The 16795-nt window shown below is 34.1% G+C and carries 15 protein-coding genes; all 15 read left to right on the forward strand.

Features of this window, described 5'->3' with window-relative positions:
- Positions 1 to 319: 319 nt before the first annotated feature.
- The 15 genes from EKM76_RS09755 (at position 320) to EKM76_RS13470 (ending at position 16263) form a co-directional block, all read left to right on the forward strand.
- Positions 320 to 1450, forward strand: a complete 1131-nt coding sequence (locus EKM76_RS09755; RefSeq protein ID WP_125550484.1) for a serine hydrolase domain-containing protein — start codon at positions 320 to 322, stop codon at positions 1448 to 1450.
- A gap of 398 nt (positions 1451 to 1848) precedes the next feature.
- Positions 1849 to 2661 carry a YveK family protein gene (locus tag EKM76_RS09760; RefSeq protein ID WP_125550485.1) on the forward strand — a complete coding sequence of 271 codons (813 nt, stop codon included), beginning with the start codon at positions 1849 to 1851 and terminating at the stop codon, positions 2659 to 2661.
- The gene (locus EKM76_RS09765) at positions 2661 to 3392 is read left to right on the forward strand and encodes a CpsD/CapB family tyrosine-protein kinase (RefSeq protein WP_125550486.1); all 732 of its coding nucleotides are present in this window, start codon (positions 2661 to 2663) and stop codon (positions 3390 to 3392) included. The genes EKM76_RS09760 and EKM76_RS09765 overlap by 1 nt, the downstream gene beginning before the upstream one ends.
- Complete coding sequence (locus EKM76_RS09770; RefSeq protein ID WP_225417914.1) at positions 3389 to 4159, forward strand: tyrosine-protein phosphatase; 771 nt, start codon at positions 3389 to 3391, stop codon at positions 4157 to 4159. The genes EKM76_RS09765 and EKM76_RS09770 overlap by 4 nt, the downstream gene beginning before the upstream one ends.
- A 24-nt stretch (positions 4160 to 4183) precedes the next feature.
- On the forward strand, positions 4184 to 5119 hold the full coding sequence (locus EKM76_RS09775; protein WP_125550488.1) for an NAD-dependent epimerase/dehydratase family protein: 936 nt from the start codon (positions 4184 to 4186) through the stop codon (positions 5117 to 5119).
- A gap of 13 nt (positions 5120 to 5132) precedes the next feature.
- Positions 5133 to 5789: a sugar transferase gene (locus EKM76_RS09780; RefSeq protein ID WP_125550489.1), complete on the forward strand. Its 657-nt coding sequence runs from the start codon at positions 5133 to 5135 to the stop codon at positions 5787 to 5789.
- Positions 5789 to 6613, forward strand: a complete 825-nt coding sequence (locus EKM76_RS09785) for a glycosyltransferase (protein WP_125550490.1) — start codon at positions 5789 to 5791, stop codon at positions 6611 to 6613. Before EKM76_RS09780 ends, EKM76_RS09785 begins: the two co-directional genes overlap by 1 nt.
- Positions 6614 to 6626: 13 nt before the next feature.
- Positions 6627 to 7679, forward strand: a complete 1053-nt coding sequence (locus EKM76_RS09790) for a glycosyltransferase (RefSeq protein ID WP_125550491.1) — start codon at positions 6627 to 6629, stop codon at positions 7677 to 7679.
- Between the two features lie 34 nt (positions 7680 to 7713).
- On the forward strand, positions 7714 to 8919 hold the full coding sequence (locus tag EKM76_RS09795; protein ID WP_125550492.1) for a hypothetical protein: 1206 nt from the start codon (positions 7714 to 7716) through the stop codon (positions 8917 to 8919).
- Between the two features lie 22 nt (positions 8920 to 8941).
- Complete coding sequence (locus EKM76_RS09800) at positions 8942 to 10003, forward strand: glycosyltransferase family 2 protein (protein WP_164507631.1); 1062 nt, start codon at positions 8942 to 8944, stop codon at positions 10001 to 10003.
- Complete coding sequence (locus EKM76_RS09805) at positions 9916 to 11142, forward strand: polysaccharide pyruvyl transferase family protein (RefSeq protein ID WP_125550494.1); 1227 nt, start codon at positions 9916 to 9918, stop codon at positions 11140 to 11142. Before EKM76_RS09800 ends, EKM76_RS09805 begins: the two co-directional genes overlap by 88 nt.
- 391 nt (positions 11143 to 11533) lie before the next feature.
- Positions 11534 to 12652, forward strand: coding sequence for a glycosyltransferase family 2 protein (locus EKM76_RS09810; RefSeq protein ID WP_125550495.1), 1119 nt, complete (start codon positions 11534 to 11536; stop codon positions 12650 to 12652).
- Positions 12653 to 13385: 733 nt separating this feature from the next.
- Positions 13386 to 14888 carry a lipid II flippase MurJ gene (locus EKM76_RS09815; RefSeq protein ID WP_125550496.1) on the forward strand — a complete coding sequence of 501 codons (1503 nt, stop codon included), beginning with the start codon at positions 13386 to 13388 and terminating at the stop codon, positions 14886 to 14888.
- 347 nt (positions 14889 to 15235) lie between these two features.
- Positions 15236 to 15778, forward strand: coding sequence for an acyltransferase (locus tag EKM76_RS09820; protein WP_164507632.1), 543 nt, complete (start codon positions 15236 to 15238; stop codon positions 15776 to 15778).
- Positions 15779 to 16122: 344 nt separating this feature from the next.
- Positions 16123 to 16263, forward strand: a complete 141-nt coding sequence (locus EKM76_RS13470; RefSeq protein WP_164507633.1) for a hypothetical protein — start codon at positions 16123 to 16125, stop codon at positions 16261 to 16263.
- Positions 16264 to 16795 lie beyond the last annotated feature (532 nt).

Below are 16795 nucleotides of genomic sequence, written 5' to 3' on the forward strand. Positions count from 1 at the left end.
ATAGTTGCTTATAAGATTTTTTGATGGTATCTTTAGATTGGGTCATGAAGTCCGTCCTAACTTATTGGTTTTGTCACTTATAAGTTTAAGGCTTCATGGCCTTTTTGGTCTAGTTATTTTGGTGTTGCACTTACATTGTAAATCCGGCGTGAAAAAAGAACTGTAAAAACTTGACCATTTTTGTTGACATCAATTGTTACAACTCTGTAACAAGACTTGAATCTAAGTTGTTGGGTATATACCATTATGTTATAGTGTAATAGATAATGCATTTTTTTATGATTTTTTTATGAAGATTGCAGTGATGGTGGAGGTACGCATGAGACATAAAGCAGGACGAATCGTGGCAGTCTTACTGGTTTTGTTGATAATCGTCGGTGGTGGGGCTGTGGCAGCAATTTATCAAAAAGACAGTCTGGCCCACGTTTATTTTCGTAAGTTGACTGATAAGACGGAGAAAACAACGCCAGTGGCAACAACGGATAAGACTGCAAGTTCTACCATTGATGAAACAAAGCTGAAAGCGCAATTGAAACAGCTCCAGTTCGTCGGTAATGTAGCGGTAATTCAGGATGGCAAGCTGGTCTATCAACAGCCATACGGACAAGATCCACAAAAGAACACCAAAACAGCGACAACGAAGTACCAGATCGGGGCATTGCAAAATACGCTGACGGCGGCGGCCGTGATGCAGTTAGTCAAAGATGGCAAGTTGGATCTGACCACACCGGTAAGTAAATATTACCTATTAGATAATGCCGATGCTAGTGTCACGGTAGGCAGCCTTTTGGAAATGACTTCTGGCTTGACGTTGGATGTTTTACCGGCTAGCGAGTTAAACAAAGACGTGATCGCATGGAATCTAGCAAACGCCACTGTGGCCACAACGGGGCAATATAACTTCCAGACGGTTAACTATGCGTTACTTTCTGGCATTATCGCGCAAGCCTCTGGCGTATCCTACCAGAAATTCATTAAGGACACGCTTTTGCAACCAGCTGGGGTCAAACATACAGGCTTTGTCACCAGCGCCGCGGTACAATCTAAGTTAGCCCCATCATTCACTTATGATAAGGCTAGTGACAGTGCTTCAGCGGTCACGCAAGACACACTTTTCCAAACGATGAATGATCAGTTAGGCTCAAAACAGCTCTATACCACAGCTAGCGATATGGCACAGTTGACTCATTATGTCACCAGTAGTAGTTTTGTCGGTGAAAAGTACATGCATCAAGGGGCCATCGCCAAAGAGGGGACTGCCTATACTGGACGGTTGACTATTGATGGCAGCCGGTTAGTCAGTCGGGCTGACTTTGCTGGTTACCACAATGCGCTAGCCTTTACCGAGGATGGTAAAACTGGTGTCGTATTGCTGAGCAATTATCAAAAAGATGGCAGCTTAAGTGATACGGCGAAAGCCATTTTGAAACTGGTGCAAAAAAACGACTAATTAATCGCACAAAAGGCACTATTTACGAACGATTGTCCGGAAATAACGTGACACATTATGTCATATGGTAATTAATATTCGTTTTGTTACGTGTTTGTCATGAAACTGTTATGTAAACAAACTATAATGACAGTGAATTAAACAATAAGTTTAATCAATGATAGTGCTTATTAGAAAATATAAAACAAAAAGAAACTTGTTCGGTAGGTAGCCGAAACAAATCAAAAATTCAAATTTATGCTCTGCATAAATTATCCCGTCATCTATGTATGATCTGGTCATATTTCTTGTGGGACTTTTTAGCCACAGGGATGGTCACCAACTGTAACATCTAAAATTATTAGTAGATTTAACTAATAGATTCACCTTAAGAGTGTGTAATAGGAGGAGCTTTTTAAATGAACGAAACGAGCCATTCAGAGGCAACCCTGAGTATTGAAGATATTCTGTTGACGTTGCGCAAACATTTAAAGATCATTATCGGATCAACGATCATCGTAACGTTATTGGCGTTCGTCGTGACGTTCTTCGTGATGACACCTAAATACCAATCGACAACACAATTATTGGTTAATCGTAAATTAGATGCAAGTGAACAAACGGCGGCTTTACAACAAACCCAGGCTGATGTGCAAATGATCAGTACTTATAAGGATATTATCACTAGTCCAACGATCTTGAAGGATGTTGCTAAAAAGGTGGGTAATGGGCAAACGGTTGGTAAGTTAAGCAGCGAAATTTCAATCAGTAGTCAACAGAATTCACAGGTGTTCTCAGTCGACGTTAAAACGACCGATCCCCAAGAAGCGGCTAAAATCGCTAACGTCACGGCACAGACTTTCCGTAATAAGATCAAATCGATCATGAGTGTTAATAACGTTTCGATCGTCTCCAAGGCAGCGGTCAATGAATCACCAGTTTCACCGCGGTTACCATTAAATATTGCCATTGGGTTCGTGCTCGGCTTGTTAGCCGGAATTGGCTTGGCCTTCTTAAATGAAGCGTTGGATAAAACGGTTAAGGATGAAGCCTTTTTGGCTGAAGCAGGTTTGACCAGCTTAGGGATCGTTTCGGAAATTTCAGACAAAGATATTAAGAAGCGAGCCTTTGCTGGACAACAACACGGTCAACACGAACATCATACGCGGGTTGCGGAAACAACCGATGAGTTGCCGCCGCGTAGTGCAGAATTACGACGGAGGGTGAACTAATGGCTTTATTTAAAAAGAAAAAGCAGTTGGATTCGAGCAGTATGAAAAACGGGGTCGGTTTGATCACCGTAACCAAGCCAACCTCATCGATTGCCGAACAGTTTCGAACGATTCGGACTAACGTTCAGTTCTCTTCTGCTGATCGGCAACTGAAAACGCTGCTCTTTACGTCCGCTGATCCTTCAGAAGGTAAGTCAACGATTAGTGCTAACGTAGCCGTAACTTGGGCGGATCAAGGGAATAAAGTCCTGTTGATCGATAGTGATCTACGCCGGCCAGCGGTTGCGCGCTCTTTTCGCGTCTCTAATAGTCAAGGATTAACCACGATTTTAACGGCAAAACAGGCGGATTTAAGTGAAAGTATTCATGAGACTGAAGTGCTGAATTTGTACGTTTTACCAAGCGGTCCGGTGCCACCGAATCCGTCTGAATTACTTAACTCCTCGAAAATGGATCAATTACTGAAAGTCTTAAAAGAACAATTTGATATTATTATTCTGGACGTGCCACCAGTTAATAAGGTCACCGATGCACAAATTCTAGCAAGTAAGGTTGACGGCGTGATCTTGGTGGTTCCCCAAGGTATCGCTCTTAAAGGGGCTGTTTTACGGGCGCGCGATTTACTCAAAAAGGTGAACGCTAACCTGATCGGTGCCGTACTTAACCGCGTGACAGATGCAGCTTCTGGTGGCTACTATGGTGGGTATTACGGAACGGACGATAAGAAATGATCGATCTACATTGTCATATCTTACCGGGATGTGATGATGGGGCGCCTACCATGGCTGATGCTTTAGCGATGGCCCAAGTGGCTGTAGATAATGGTATCAGTCATATTTTGGTAACACCACACCATATGGACGGTAAATACACCAATCATAAGGCTGACGTGATCCAGCGGACCGCAGAATTTCAAGCGGCGCTGGATGAAGCTAAAATCGATTTAGTTGTCTTCCCAGGGCAAGAAGCGCATATCAATGGTGACTTAATGCAAGCCATTAAAAATGATGACGTGTTGTTCGCTGATGAAACTAATCGCTACTTGATGTTGGAGCTTCCACACGGTGAAGTACCGGAATACACGAGTCAAATGATTTTTGAACTACAAGCGGCAGGAATTACACCAGTAATTGTTCATCCAGAGCGGAATCATGGTATTCAAAAAAAGCCCGAGTTGCTCTATGATTTCGTGGCTAGTGGTTGTTTAACGCAAATTACCGCTAGTAGCTACTTAGGCGTTTTTGGTTCCGAGGTCGAAGACTTTACGCAACGGATCATTGATGCCGGCTTAGGCTTTGTTTTTGCCTCAGACGCACATAACTTAAAGGGCCGTAATTTTCGTATGCAGAAGGCGTTCGCTAAGCTGGAGCAGCATAATGGGGCGGAAATGGTCACTTGGATGCAAGATAACGCTAAAAAAATCATTAATGGTGATGACCTAGAGCCAAGTGAGTACCACCATGTTAAAGAAAAGAAAAAATTTGGGTTGTTTAGATAATAGTTAAATTTGGAGGACAGATAATTGAGTAAAGTTTTAGTGACCGGTGGTGCCGGTTTTATTGGGTCAAATTTAGTTGATCAGTTAGTACAAGATGGCGATGAGGTCGTTATTGTTGATGACTTATCGATGGGCTTAGCCAGTAATATACCTAGCTCACCTAAAGTAACTTTTTATGAACATAGTATTACTGATCATGGCTTTATGAAAGACTTATTACTCAAGGAACAGTTCGACTATATTTATTTATTGGCAGCTATTGCCAGTGTTGCTGACTCAGTTGCGCGACCATATGAAACACATCAGATCAACCAAGAAGCGAATATTTTTATCTTAGAGACTATTCGGCAACATAAGTTACCTATTAAAAAGGTGTTGTTTACTTCATCGGCGGCAGTTTATGGAAATAATCCTGAATTACCTAAACGTGAGGATTCGACGATTGATCCGTTGACACCATACGCAATTGATAAGTTCGCAACTGAGCGGTTTGTGATCGATTACGGCAAGTTATACAACATTCCGACGGTGGCAGTACGGTTCTTCAATGTTTATGGACCACAGCAGAACCCTAAATCACCTTATTCTGGCGTGTTGTCGTTGATCACACAAGCGGCAAAACTCCAATCGGCCTTCACGATTTTTGGTGATGGTGAACAAACGCGGGATTTTGTATTTATTCAAGACGTCATTCAGGCGTTAGAATTATTGTCTAAAAAGAGTGAGGTTATCCATCAAGTATTTAATGTTGGTGCGGGCAAACATACTAGCCTTAACCAAGTAATTAAGGTTTACGAACAAATCATCAACCGCGACTTACAGATTATTCGTAAACCAGAGCGTACCGGCGACATTAAAAATTCTTATGCTGACATTAATAGTTTGCGGAAAATTGGTTATCAACCACATTATGATATTTCGACTGGGTTAAAGTTATATTGGGAATCGTTAACGGATTAGGGGGAGTTTTATTATGGGAAATCAAGTCAGTCATACCGAAACAGTGAATGAATACGATTTTGTTACCAAGCTAGATCAGCCTTTTTTTAGTTTTTATACACCATTCAAACGGCTGTTCGATTTAATCTTTTCCTTAATTTTAATGATTCCAGCGTCAATTATTATCTTAGTCTTTATGGTTTTAGTGAAAATAGAGACACCAGGGAAATGCTTCTATACCCAAGAACGGGTCGGTTTAATGGGACAGACAATTAAAGTGACCAAATTGCGCTCAATGTATAATGACGCTGAAAAGAAATCTGGTGCAATGTGGGCACAGAAAGAAGATCCACGGGTCACACGTGTTGGTCATTTTATGCGTAAAACACGAGTTGATGAATTACCACAATTATGGTCAGTTGTGAAAGGCGATATGAGTTTGATTGGACCCCGTCCAGAACGACCAGTATTTACGCAACAGTTTAGTGAAGATATTGAGGGATTTGAACAACGTTTATTGGTGAAGCCTGGTTTAAGCGGGTACGCACAAGTTCATGGTGGTTATGATGATACACCAGCACAGAAATTAGAAAATGATATGTACTACATAGAACATTTCAGTATTACTACTGATCTGGCAATTTTCTTTGCGACACTTCGCGTTGTGGTAACTGGAGATGGGGCTAGGTAATGACAGAATATCCGGAGTTTAGTGTACTAATGTCCGTTTATACTAAGGAAAGACCAGAGTATCTGCAAGCATCTTTGAATAGTCTGGTTAAACAGACAGTGATACCGTCTGAAATTGTCCTTGTAGAAGATGGACCTTTATCTGATGAATTGAATCAGGTTGTTGAAAAGTTTAATGAAGCGTATCCGAAATTATTTAGAATAAAAAAACTATCTAAAAATAGAGGGCTTGGAAAAGCATTAAATATCGGTTTACTTGCATGCAAAAATGAATTAGTTGCTCGGATGGATAGTGATGATATAGCCGTTGAAAATCGATTTGCTATTCAATTGACTACAATGATTCGTGAAGATTTAGATATTTATGGTGGGCAAATCATTGAATTCACAAATGATATTAAAAACACACTTGCCAAGCGAATAGTTCCTCTACAGAATAATAAGATAATTAAGTTTGCTCATAAACGTAACCCATTTAATCATGTGACGGTTATGTTCAAGAAGAGCAAAATTCAAATGCTTGGTAGCTATCACACTAAACCTGGGTATGAAGATTATGATTTATGGGTACGTGCTATTATAGCAGGTCTGAAATTAAAAAATGATCCAGAAATTTTAGTTTATGTTCGGGCTGGTGAGGATATGGTAAATAGACGCGGAGGATTAGACTATATAAAAAGCATGATTGGAATGAGAATGAATTTTTTTAAACTTGGTTTTTATACTAAATATGATTTGTTTGTAACAATCAGTACCTCTACTTTGTCGGCAATATTACCTACTAAAATACGGTATTTATTCTATTATAAAGTATTGCGTAAATAAGAAGGGAATTTTAATGAGTATAAAAGTTCTATATATTATATCCTCACTTAGAAGATCTGGCCCAGTTAATGTTCTATACTCAATTGTCAAAGATGCTAGAACTAATAATATAGAACCAGTTATTGTTACATTGAAGCCGGAAAGCAAGAGAAGCAGATTAAGCGCTTTTACTAATTTAAATATTAAGATAATCAACGTTGGTAGAAATAACTTAACATTAAAAAAAATATTAAAAGTCATTGATGATGAAAATATTGAAGTAGTCCATTCTCATGGAATTATACCTGATTTTATTAATTCATTAATACATAAAAAAAGAAAAAATATGTATTGTATATCAACATTACATAATTTTCCATTTGAAGATTATAAATTTGCTTATGGTCGAATTCGTGGATTAGTGCTAGCAATAGTACATTATTTAATCATTCGAAGGTTAATCTGTGTTTCTTGTTCAGATACCATACAAAAGAAATTCAGAAAACTACACTTATCGACAATCTCTATTCCAAATGGTGTCGATTTACCAGATTATTCTATGTTAATGAATGCTCATAAAAAATATGGGAATGTGTTTTTATATTTAGGAGAAATAAATAAGCGGAAAAATGTTCAGTTATTGATGGAAGCTTTTAAAATTTTAACGCAATATGAACTTTTAATAGTAGGTGATGGGCCTGAACTAGATGCGTTAAAAAAACAGAATGATTGTAAAAATATAAAGTTTTTGGGGCGAACTGAAAATCCAGCTTCTTTTTTTCTAGAATCAGATTATTATATATCAGCTTCTCTATCAGAAGGATTACCGATGGCTTGTCTTGAGGCTATGTCATATGGATTGCCAGTCATTTTATCGGATATTGGTCCACATAAAGAAATTATGAACGAAGAAGTTGGAGTAACTTTTTCAAGTAATAATTTAGAAGACTTACTTAAAAAGATCAGAAAAATCTTGTCAATGAATATTGATTCAAGGGAAGTTTATGAATATATTCAAAACAAATATGATTCAACTAGAGTAAGTAGAGAGTATGCAATTTTATATAATGATTTAATAGAAAATTAATTCTTCAAAGGTAATAAGTCAGGAGTTTTGCTTAGTGTATTATTTTATTTTCATATTAATTTTACTATTGTTAATCTTTCCGATACCTGCGGCGATTGTATCTTTTTTTGGTATGGGGTACTTCAATAAAAAATCAGCATACATGTTTATGTTTATTTTCGTTTTAGGGATAAGCTTATTGGCATTGTATTACTCACCTAGTGCTGCTGATGATTTCTATAGGTATCAACAAAATATGAGAATAATGCGTACAACAACGGGGTTATCTAACTTATTTAGTTTAATTAATTCAAACACATCACTTAATTATCAAAGTGATAGTATCTTGTTTAATATATTAGAGTATTTCATTGCAAAAACGGGAAGATTTACGTTATTGCCGTACTTTAGTACAGTAATAACATATGGATCGATATTGTTTCCGCTGGTTGATCTAAAAGTGCATGGTTATATCAGTAAAACCATGTTTTTTTTATTGTCAGCGCAAATATTACTATTGTTCAGCTTATTTTTTACATTTAATACAATGCGCTGGGCAATGGCCTGTGCATTGTTTTTTCTAATATTATATATTTATAATAAGACCCAATTAAAACGATACCTTTACTTATTTATAATTCCAATATTATTTCATGTTGGAATTATTTTGGCAGTAGCATTAACAATATATTTTTACTTTATTAAAAAAGTTAATCTTAAGACTGTTCTACCAGCGTTATTAGGTTTAATTGTATACTTAAGTATAGCTAAATTTTTTACTGGAACCGGTATATTGGCAAGAATTGCGCAAATGGCAACAGGATATTCAACAGATTTTATGCAGAGAAATACTAATGGTCTTATCATAGTATTTTTGCACAGACTAGCAACAGTATTAATAATAAGTAGTGCAGCAATTTTTATATACAGAAAAAAAGGGATAAAAATTAAATTAGATAGGATACTTATTGTATTTACAATTTGTTTAATTTTATTGTCAGGTAGTATGATTCAAAATAGATATTTACTGGTTGTGTCTTTAATAGCAATATTAAGTATTGGGATAAATTATTTGAATAGTAAAACAGCAATTACTCAACTTGATGTAGGACTTTTGTTCATTATAGCAATGATATCAATAAGTGCATCAGCTGTAATTGTATATGCTGACGTTAAGGATATGGAGTTCAGTAGACCTATTATTGAAGTGTTTTTCTCCAGTATTTTTTCATTATTAAAAAATATACCGACATACTATTAATTAGATGTCTAGGATGGTTAAAATGGATTTATCAATTATAGTACCAACATTTAATTCAGAAAAGTATTTGGATGAAACATTGAATTCAATAATACCGCTTCTAGATGTATTAAATGCAGAGATTGTTGTAGTAGATGATGGCTCGACGGATGACACACAAAAAATTATTCTAAAGTATAAAAAAAGATTAAATATTAGAGTGATATATAATTCTCATAAAGGTGTGGGATACTCACGAAATATGGGTATTAGCAAGTCAAGGGGTGCATATATTACTTTTATTGATTCTGATGATTTAATAGTTGTAGATAAATATATAGAAATGATGAAGGCAATTAAACTAGATAGAAAGATTGATATTGTGTCAATGTCGTTTATGGTTCACCCAGAAAATGATAAATTAGTGATTGAAAATAATGATATGAAACTGAAAGAGAAATTGTTGTTATCGGTTATTAATATAACGACAGATCGTTTTTCTTGGAATGAGTATAATTCAGGACCAATTTCAAAGATTTTTTCTAGAGAATTTATTTTAGAGAATAATATAAAATTTCCTGTTGAAATAAGTAACGGGGAAGATATGATATTTAATTATATGGCAGCTAAAAATAGTAAAAAGACATTACTATTGAGGGGCGGTGCGTATAAGTATAGGAGAACACAAGGATCATTAATGCATGAAGTTAATGCTGAATTTAGAGATTTAAATTTGATATTATTAAATGAAATTAAAAATTTGATTTATCAAACTGATGATTCTGGTAGTATTTACAGAAGAAAAAGCGTTTTGTATTATTGGAATGTTAGATTGATATTGACTAATTTTGTACGACTTTATTCACGTAGTAAAAGCGATAAATTTATAGATGAAAAAAAAATAGATAGTAAAACACTCCGGAAGCAATTAAAAAATTCTGAGGTTAGAAATATCATTTGTAAAAGCTTCAGTAATAAGCAGAAAATAATTATACTTATCATTGCCGTTTTGCCGGGATGGTTAGTAGTGAAAATATTACATTTACTGAATCATCTTGGTTTGGTTGGAAATTTACGGAATACAAAGCAAATGGACATAATTTAAATGGGGATTATACTATGAAGAAAGTAATTGTAGATGGATACTTTACAAATAATCTGGGTGATGATTTATTTTTAAAAGTACTGGCAGAACGCTTTCCACACGTAGAGCTTGTTATATTATCTGATAAGAAATATGCAGATATTTATCATCAAATAAATAAATTAAAAGTTATAAATAAAAATTTTTTAGTTAAAGTTATCAACAGATACGTTAATTTTATTCCTTCTCGTTTAATCCCGAAACTATTATCATATTCGGCCGATGCATATTTAGAAATTGGTGGATCTATTTTCCAACAGGTTAATGTAAGCGATGGGGTTACTGTAAAGCGAAAAAATATTTTAAAATCAGGGATACCTTATTTTATTATTGGGAGTAATTTTGGCCCAGTAATGACTCAAGAATATATTGATGAATACAGAAGCTTCTTTGCATGCATCAAAAATATCACTGTTAGAGATTCTGCTTCATATGAGTTATTTGATAATTTAAATAACATTCAATTAGCACCAGATGTTGTTTTTGGGCTAGATGCTAGTAATATTAGTAAATCTTACTTAAATCGGCCATATATTGTAATTACAGCTATTGATTTAACTTATGATGGCAGAGTATTAGGAGAAAAGTACAAATCTGATAGTAAAGGGTATCGCCAAAACATGGTCAAGTTATGTGAACTTATAATTGATTCTGGCTATGATATTAAATTAGTACCTTTTAGTGTTTTTGAACAAGATGCTAACATGGCACTTCAAATTAAAATGGGGATTTCTAATAAGAAGAAAGCAAAGATTGAAATTATTAAATATACAAACATATCAGACATACTATCTCTTATAAAGAGCGCTAGTGGGATTGTGAGCGGAAGATACCATTCTATGATTTTAGGCTGGGTTTTTAGAATACCCCAGTTAGTTTTGACATATAGTGATAAGATGGAAAATACCATCACAGATACTTTTCCAGAACAAAAAAGAGTAACTATTAAGAAGTTTTCGGAAAAATCGATATTTAAAACATTCACACTCAATGAGTACATGAACACTATTGATAATGATAATTTAAAAAGCAGTATCCATAGATCAAAGTTACATTTTGAAAAATTAAGTAATTTTTTGAATAATGATAGCCTAAATTAGGTTATAACTATAGCAATAGAAATCACGATTATTGGGAAATATAAAGTTATTTTGTCGTATTTTGCTGGAGCATGACAAAATTATGCTACTACTCACAAAATACCATCGGCTAGTGATGCTTCATTTAGGAACACCGGAACAGTTATTATGATTACTTTCGAAAGGTAGCTATCACAGTATTAAGAATACTGAAAGCTCTCTAGAGATACACTCTAAAATACTAGCTTGTACCAATGTGCTTAGGTACGATTTTTCATATAATGACATTAAATATTTTTTAATTATCATGTTTCATTGGAAATTTTCTAGTTTAAGTTGACAATAGCGGTTATTTTGAATGCATATTTTGGATTAAAAGATAATGATGTAAGATTTATTCGAGGTGAAATAAGTGAATACTTTTATGCGAACCTTTATAAAAAAAACACATATCAATCAGGCTATTTTACAAAATAATATTATTTATACAATACTTGCTAAACATATAAAAAATCAAAATTTATTAACCCAAGTAAAATCAATAGAACTTCTTAATAAAATAAGTCCACGACCTGATAGTTCTAGTATTGTTGCACGAAAGACAAGGAAACGTACCAAGTACGACTTAAAAGTTATAATACCTGTATATAATTCAGAAAAATATATTAATAGTTGTCTACAATCAGTGTGTAATCAGAAAAATAACTATAAAATTAAGATACAAATAATTAATGACGGATCAACTGATGATTCTATTCGTATAATTTCCCGATACAGTGATGAAAGGATACATATTGTATCTCAAAAAAATAAAGGATTATCTGGGGCGAGAAATACTGCATTAAATGATTTAGATAGTAATTATGTAATGTTTCTTGATTCTGATGATACTCTTGCTGAGGATTCATTGCGGCTATTATTAGATGCTGCATATAAATATGATGCTGATATCGTTGAGGGAAGTTTTGATCGTATGATATACAGACAAAAGGTAAAAGGAGTTGTGCATAAAAATTTACACGATGTAAAAACTAGTGAATTGTATGGTTTTCCATGGGGGAAAGTTATTAAAACTGAGTTATTCGACAATTTACAGTTTCCTGAGAATTATTGGTTTGAGGATTCTATTATGTCTTTTTTAATATATCCTGAAGCAGAAAATAAAGTGACTATTTCAGATAGTATTTATAATTATAGATATAATTTATCTGGAATAAGTGCTAGCTCTAAAAATGATCCAAAGTGTATCGATACTTTTTGGATTACTGAATTAATGTTGGATGAAGTAAATAGGCTAAAAATAAAAAAAGATAGAGATTTATTAAGTATATTTATGGCGCAAATTATTTTGAATTTCAGAAGAACTAATAATATGAGTGACGATGTAAAAAAAGCAATTTTTGTTTGTACAGTTAGTTTATTAAAAAGAGAGTTTGCACAGTTTGCTCCATTAGAAGAATTTAAAGATTTATATAATGCTGTGTTAAAACGTGATTACGTTAGATATTATGTTATCTGTTCGATATCATGAGCTGAATAGTGACAAAAACTAGATATGAACAGTGGATGTAATGTGTGAGCCACATGATCCTATTATATAATAGGATCAAACTCAAACTTAAATCTAGCTAGTGTGTTTATCTTTTGGCTAATAAATTATTTATCCAATTTTAAAAATAGAAGTGTACTGCCTAAGCAACTAAAACAAATAACCATGAGGGTCTAATTCTTACAATTACTATAAAAAAATAAGACAGTAGGCGTCTTCATAGCCCTATCTCAGAGAATTGCGATTAACTTAATCCACAAGAGTTACAGAATATCGTCGATGATTACAGTTGTGAGCACTTAAAAAATATAACTTATTAATAATAACTATTGAATTTATTTAGTCCAAGACAAGTTAATAACACCGGCATCTACTTTGCTTATTCCATACGTACCAAAAGAATAGCGATAGTAATGAGATACAGTTTGATTAGAGCGTCGCTACCTGAGGGGGTTATTCGCTGCGTGAAGTTTTGATTGTTGATATTCATGGCATAGGTGTTAGCCCTGCCAAATCTAAGAAACTAGCCTAACTACTATTATAGCTCATGAATTAATGATAAAGAATAAAATATTTCTCAATAATTGATACTAATGTTGCGGATTAATTCTTAAACTGAATTATTTTATAGCAGTATTCACTAAGTAAGTTAAAAATACGAGTAGCTTTAATATCAGTTTGTGAATTTATATTATATAATAATTAAGGATGAATTATGAAAAGAATAACTTACAGTTTTCCGTTTGTGATAACTATATCCTTGGTTATACAGGGATTAGGGTTAATCAGAAGCTTAGTTTTAGCTAAGGATTTTGGAACAAGTTCTATGTTAGATGCATTTTATCTTGCAAATGTATTTACTGTGTCGATATTTACAATAATAGGGTCTGCTATTACAACCATAGTAATCCCAGAGTTAAATGCTAAAATTAGCTTTCAGCAAAGAAAAATCTATATTGAGAAGTACCTAACGTTTATTAGAATATTAGCCTTAATACTTAGTTCCATATTATTTATTATCATTATTTTTGGTAGTAATTTTATAGTTCCAAATTTCAGTACACAAAATAAGATTCTATTTATCATTTTAACAGGAATTCTTTTGATCAGTCAGCAGTTTAAAATTCAAGCGTCATTTTCAGTTTCTTTACTTCAAAATGAAGGGCATTATATTACACCACGTGTTTTAGATATCATACCAGTTGGCATACCAGCTTTATATTTATTATTAGTTAATTCCGTTAATATCGTAACATTGACTATTCTAACTGCAATTGCTTATATCTTGGAAACGATGTTTTTTAACTATTTACAGTATCGATTAAATCCCGAATTTGTTTTTCGAATACGGTTTGGGTTAGATAGTGATGTCAAAAAGATGCTTACTAATACGGTACCTATACTATTAAGTTCTACAGTGTTTCAGATACAGATTATGCTATCAAATTATGTTGCAGGATTCTTTGGGCATGGTTACATAACGTTGTTGTCTAATACAAATCAAATTATGGGAATTTTTCAATCTTTATTTATTATGAATTTAATAAATATGATATATCCAAAACTTGTCAAAGATATAAAGAAAAATTTACAAGATGGAATTTCACACGTTAGCAGGTATGTATCCTTAACTAATTTGATTGTTATATTGCTAATATGGGGGTATGCTGCCGTTGGTTTTGATTTAATTAAGCTACTTTTTGTACGTGGTGCCTTTACAGCAACAGATGCAAGAACGGTTTATCAATATGGGCTAATTTTAGGTTTAGCCATGCCATTTGATGTAATTCGGGATTACTCTTATCGTATTTATTATGCAAATGGAAATACAAAGAAGCCAATGAGTAATTCACTGACAACGGTAGTAATAAATATAGTATTGATTGTTATTTTTGCTAAATTGATAGGACCAGCTTCTATAATTGTTGCGCCCGCTTTAGGTACGTTTTTTTCAACTACTTTGATTGTTAGTAGATCCTATAGAGAAGGAATAAAAATAAATATAAAAAGTATATTACTTAATTATTTATTGGCTAATATACTAGGATTCGTGATGTACCTAGTAATAAACACTTCACATTATACATCTGGCAACTTAGTTCAAGAATTAGCAATCAACATTATTATTGGCGTAGTATTTGTAGTGTTAGTTATTCTTTTGATTGTATATATACTTAGGTTAATGGGAAACGACATAATTAAAAAAATATTTAAATAGTAATATTATTGTGACGCATGGTGCTAACCCACCATAAAATCTAAATTACAAGCTGATATTATCAACCCATTCACTCTTTAATTGAAACCCCGATATACTATATACTGATTGTCAGATTGCATCGCTCAAAGAGTTATTGCAGATAGTAGCAACAATGTGAAAATGCACGTAGACAGTAAAAATAATAAAAGTTGATTTGTAATTCGTGATAATTTAACCTGGCTTTTAGGTGGTTCAGCACAGTTATTACTCCTGCTAAGTTTAGTCACTTATGAGTCTAACTGGATTGAACTTTTTTTGATTATTAGCTGTTACAAACTATTGTATACATCAATTAATAATTTATTTTGGGGGATAATAATATTATGATTCACTATATTGAAAAATTAAAATTACGAATAAAATATCATGTTTTAAAAATAAATAGGAATAAAGTTAGAGTTCCGATGTATTTTCCATTTGATAAAGTTAATTTTAAGGGAGAATTTCTCCATATCGAAGCATATTTTAGAATTTTAGGTAATGGAAAAATAGTTATTGAAAACAATTGTATTTTTGCAGAAAAATTTACAGCTATAACGACATTACATCAAGTTAATGATAATGGAATGTTACCGTATAATTCAAAAGATGACATTGTCAAGAATGTAAATATTCAAAGAAATGTTTGGATAGGAGCAAACGTGACAATATTTGGAGGAGTAACTGTCGGTGAGGGAGCAGTTATAGGTGCGAATTGCCTAGTAACACACGATGTCCCCGCTCGGGCAGTAGTTGGTGGGGTTCCTGCTCATATTATTCGATATAGAGATAAAGCAAAGTATGATAAGCAGAATAAAGCGGATAATTTATACTTACCGTCTAAATATAAGCAGATAGGGCATGTATAGAGTGAGGAACAGAAAAGGATAGCCAGAGTACTTAAGTAGTTATTGCTTTCAAGGGAGTAAAGATGAGCTTTTTTAAAGCGGCAATGCCAGTTATTGTAGCGATAAATAGCGATAAGGGCCATTATATCAGAATAAAAAATGATAAATACCAATATTGAATTCAAAGCTAGAGTCGACTGGATCTAAAATGTGTGAAATGAAACAGTGATATTTGCTACTTTATTGGGTAAGTTTAATGATCTTAGTCTAAGCAATTAACTATGTAATGATAAAAAAATTACAGTTTATAACTGAATTAAATGAAAATATTCAGAAAACAACCAGCGCGTTTTTGCCGTGAGTTCATGGGTGAGCATTTTGATGTCGGTAACAAGCTGGGTTATGTCACGACGAATATTGAGTTCGGGTTGCGGCATCCAGAGGTTAACGCGCGGGTACGGCCTTACTTGATCGAATTGGCGCAACGCTTGGAATTAGAGCGGTAACAAGAATTGAAGAAGTAGCTTAGGACTCCCTGCTGGCAGTGTGCTGGTGGGGATTCTTATTGGGAGGTTATGGAAACGCCAACTTAGGGCTTGTAAAGGTGCATAAAAGTGGGTATGATCAGCGTGTGAACGTGCGTTTGCAATTGGTGGGTGCAATACCGATTTCACTGGTGATTCACACTGATCAGAATCAGTGTTCTGTATACAAAAACAAGTATGCGCAATGTCACGCTGACTCTTATGTTGGTGATGCGGCTCAAGAACACTGCGATAGCGTATTGCCATACACAAAACCTCCTGTGTTTTTTATATGCACTTACTAGCATGTGCTAAAAAGTATACAGGAGGTTGGGTGATATACGTTAATAGATTAAGGCACCATATGATGACGGCATTCCCATTTACCCCCTTCGGCATAAAATTTTACCCCATTAAGCGAAGAAATTGACCAAGTTCTGCAAAAGAGATTGACCAGCCCTAAGGTACCTCTTGTATAATGTGATAGCGCATACATTGCGTAATTATATTATAC

The organism is Loigolactobacillus zhaoyuanensis, assembly GCF_003946385.1.
In the GTDB taxonomy this organism is placed as follows: Bacteria; Bacillota; Bacilli; order Lactobacillales; family Lactobacillaceae; genus Loigolactobacillus; species Loigolactobacillus zhaoyuanensis.

Coding starts and splice junctions, on each gene's coding strand:
- EKM76_RS09755 (WP_125550484.1), top strand. CDS start 320: ATGAGACATAAAGCAGGACGAATCGTGGCAGTCTTACTGGTTTTGTTG.
- EKM76_RS09815 (WP_125550496.1), top strand. CDS start 13,386: ATGAAAAGAATAACTTACAGTTTTCCGTTTGTGATAACTATATCCTTG.
- EKM76_RS09780 (WP_125550489.1), top strand. CDS start 5,133: ATGGGAAATCAAGTCAGTCATACCGAAACAGTGAATGAATACGATTTT.
- EKM76_RS09760 (WP_125550485.1), top strand. CDS start 1,849: ATGAACGAAACGAGCCATTCAGAGGCAACCCTGAGTATTGAAGATATT.
- EKM76_RS09770 (WP_225417914.1), top strand. CDS start 3,389: ATGATCGATCTACATTGTCATATCTTACCGGGATGTGATGATGGGGCG.
- EKM76_RS13470 (WP_164507633.1), top strand. CDS start 16,123: ATGGGTGAGCATTTTGATGTCGGTAACAAGCTGGGTTATGTCACGACG.
- EKM76_RS09790 (WP_125550491.1), top strand. CDS start 6,627: ATGAGTATAAAAGTTCTATATATTATATCCTCACTTAGAAGATCTGGC.
- EKM76_RS09765 (WP_125550486.1), top strand. CDS start 2,661: ATGGCTTTATTTAAAAAGAAAAAGCAGTTGGATTCGAGCAGTATGAAA.
- EKM76_RS09805 (WP_125550494.1), top strand. CDS start 9,916: ATGGTTAGTAGTGAAAATATTACATTTACTGAATCATCTTGGTTTGGT.
- EKM76_RS09800 (WP_164507631.1), top strand. CDS start 8,942: ATGGATTTATCAATTATAGTACCAACATTTAATTCAGAAAAGTATTTG.
- EKM76_RS09785 (WP_125550490.1), top strand. CDS start 5,789: ATGACAGAATATCCGGAGTTTAGTGTACTAATGTCCGTTTATACTAAG.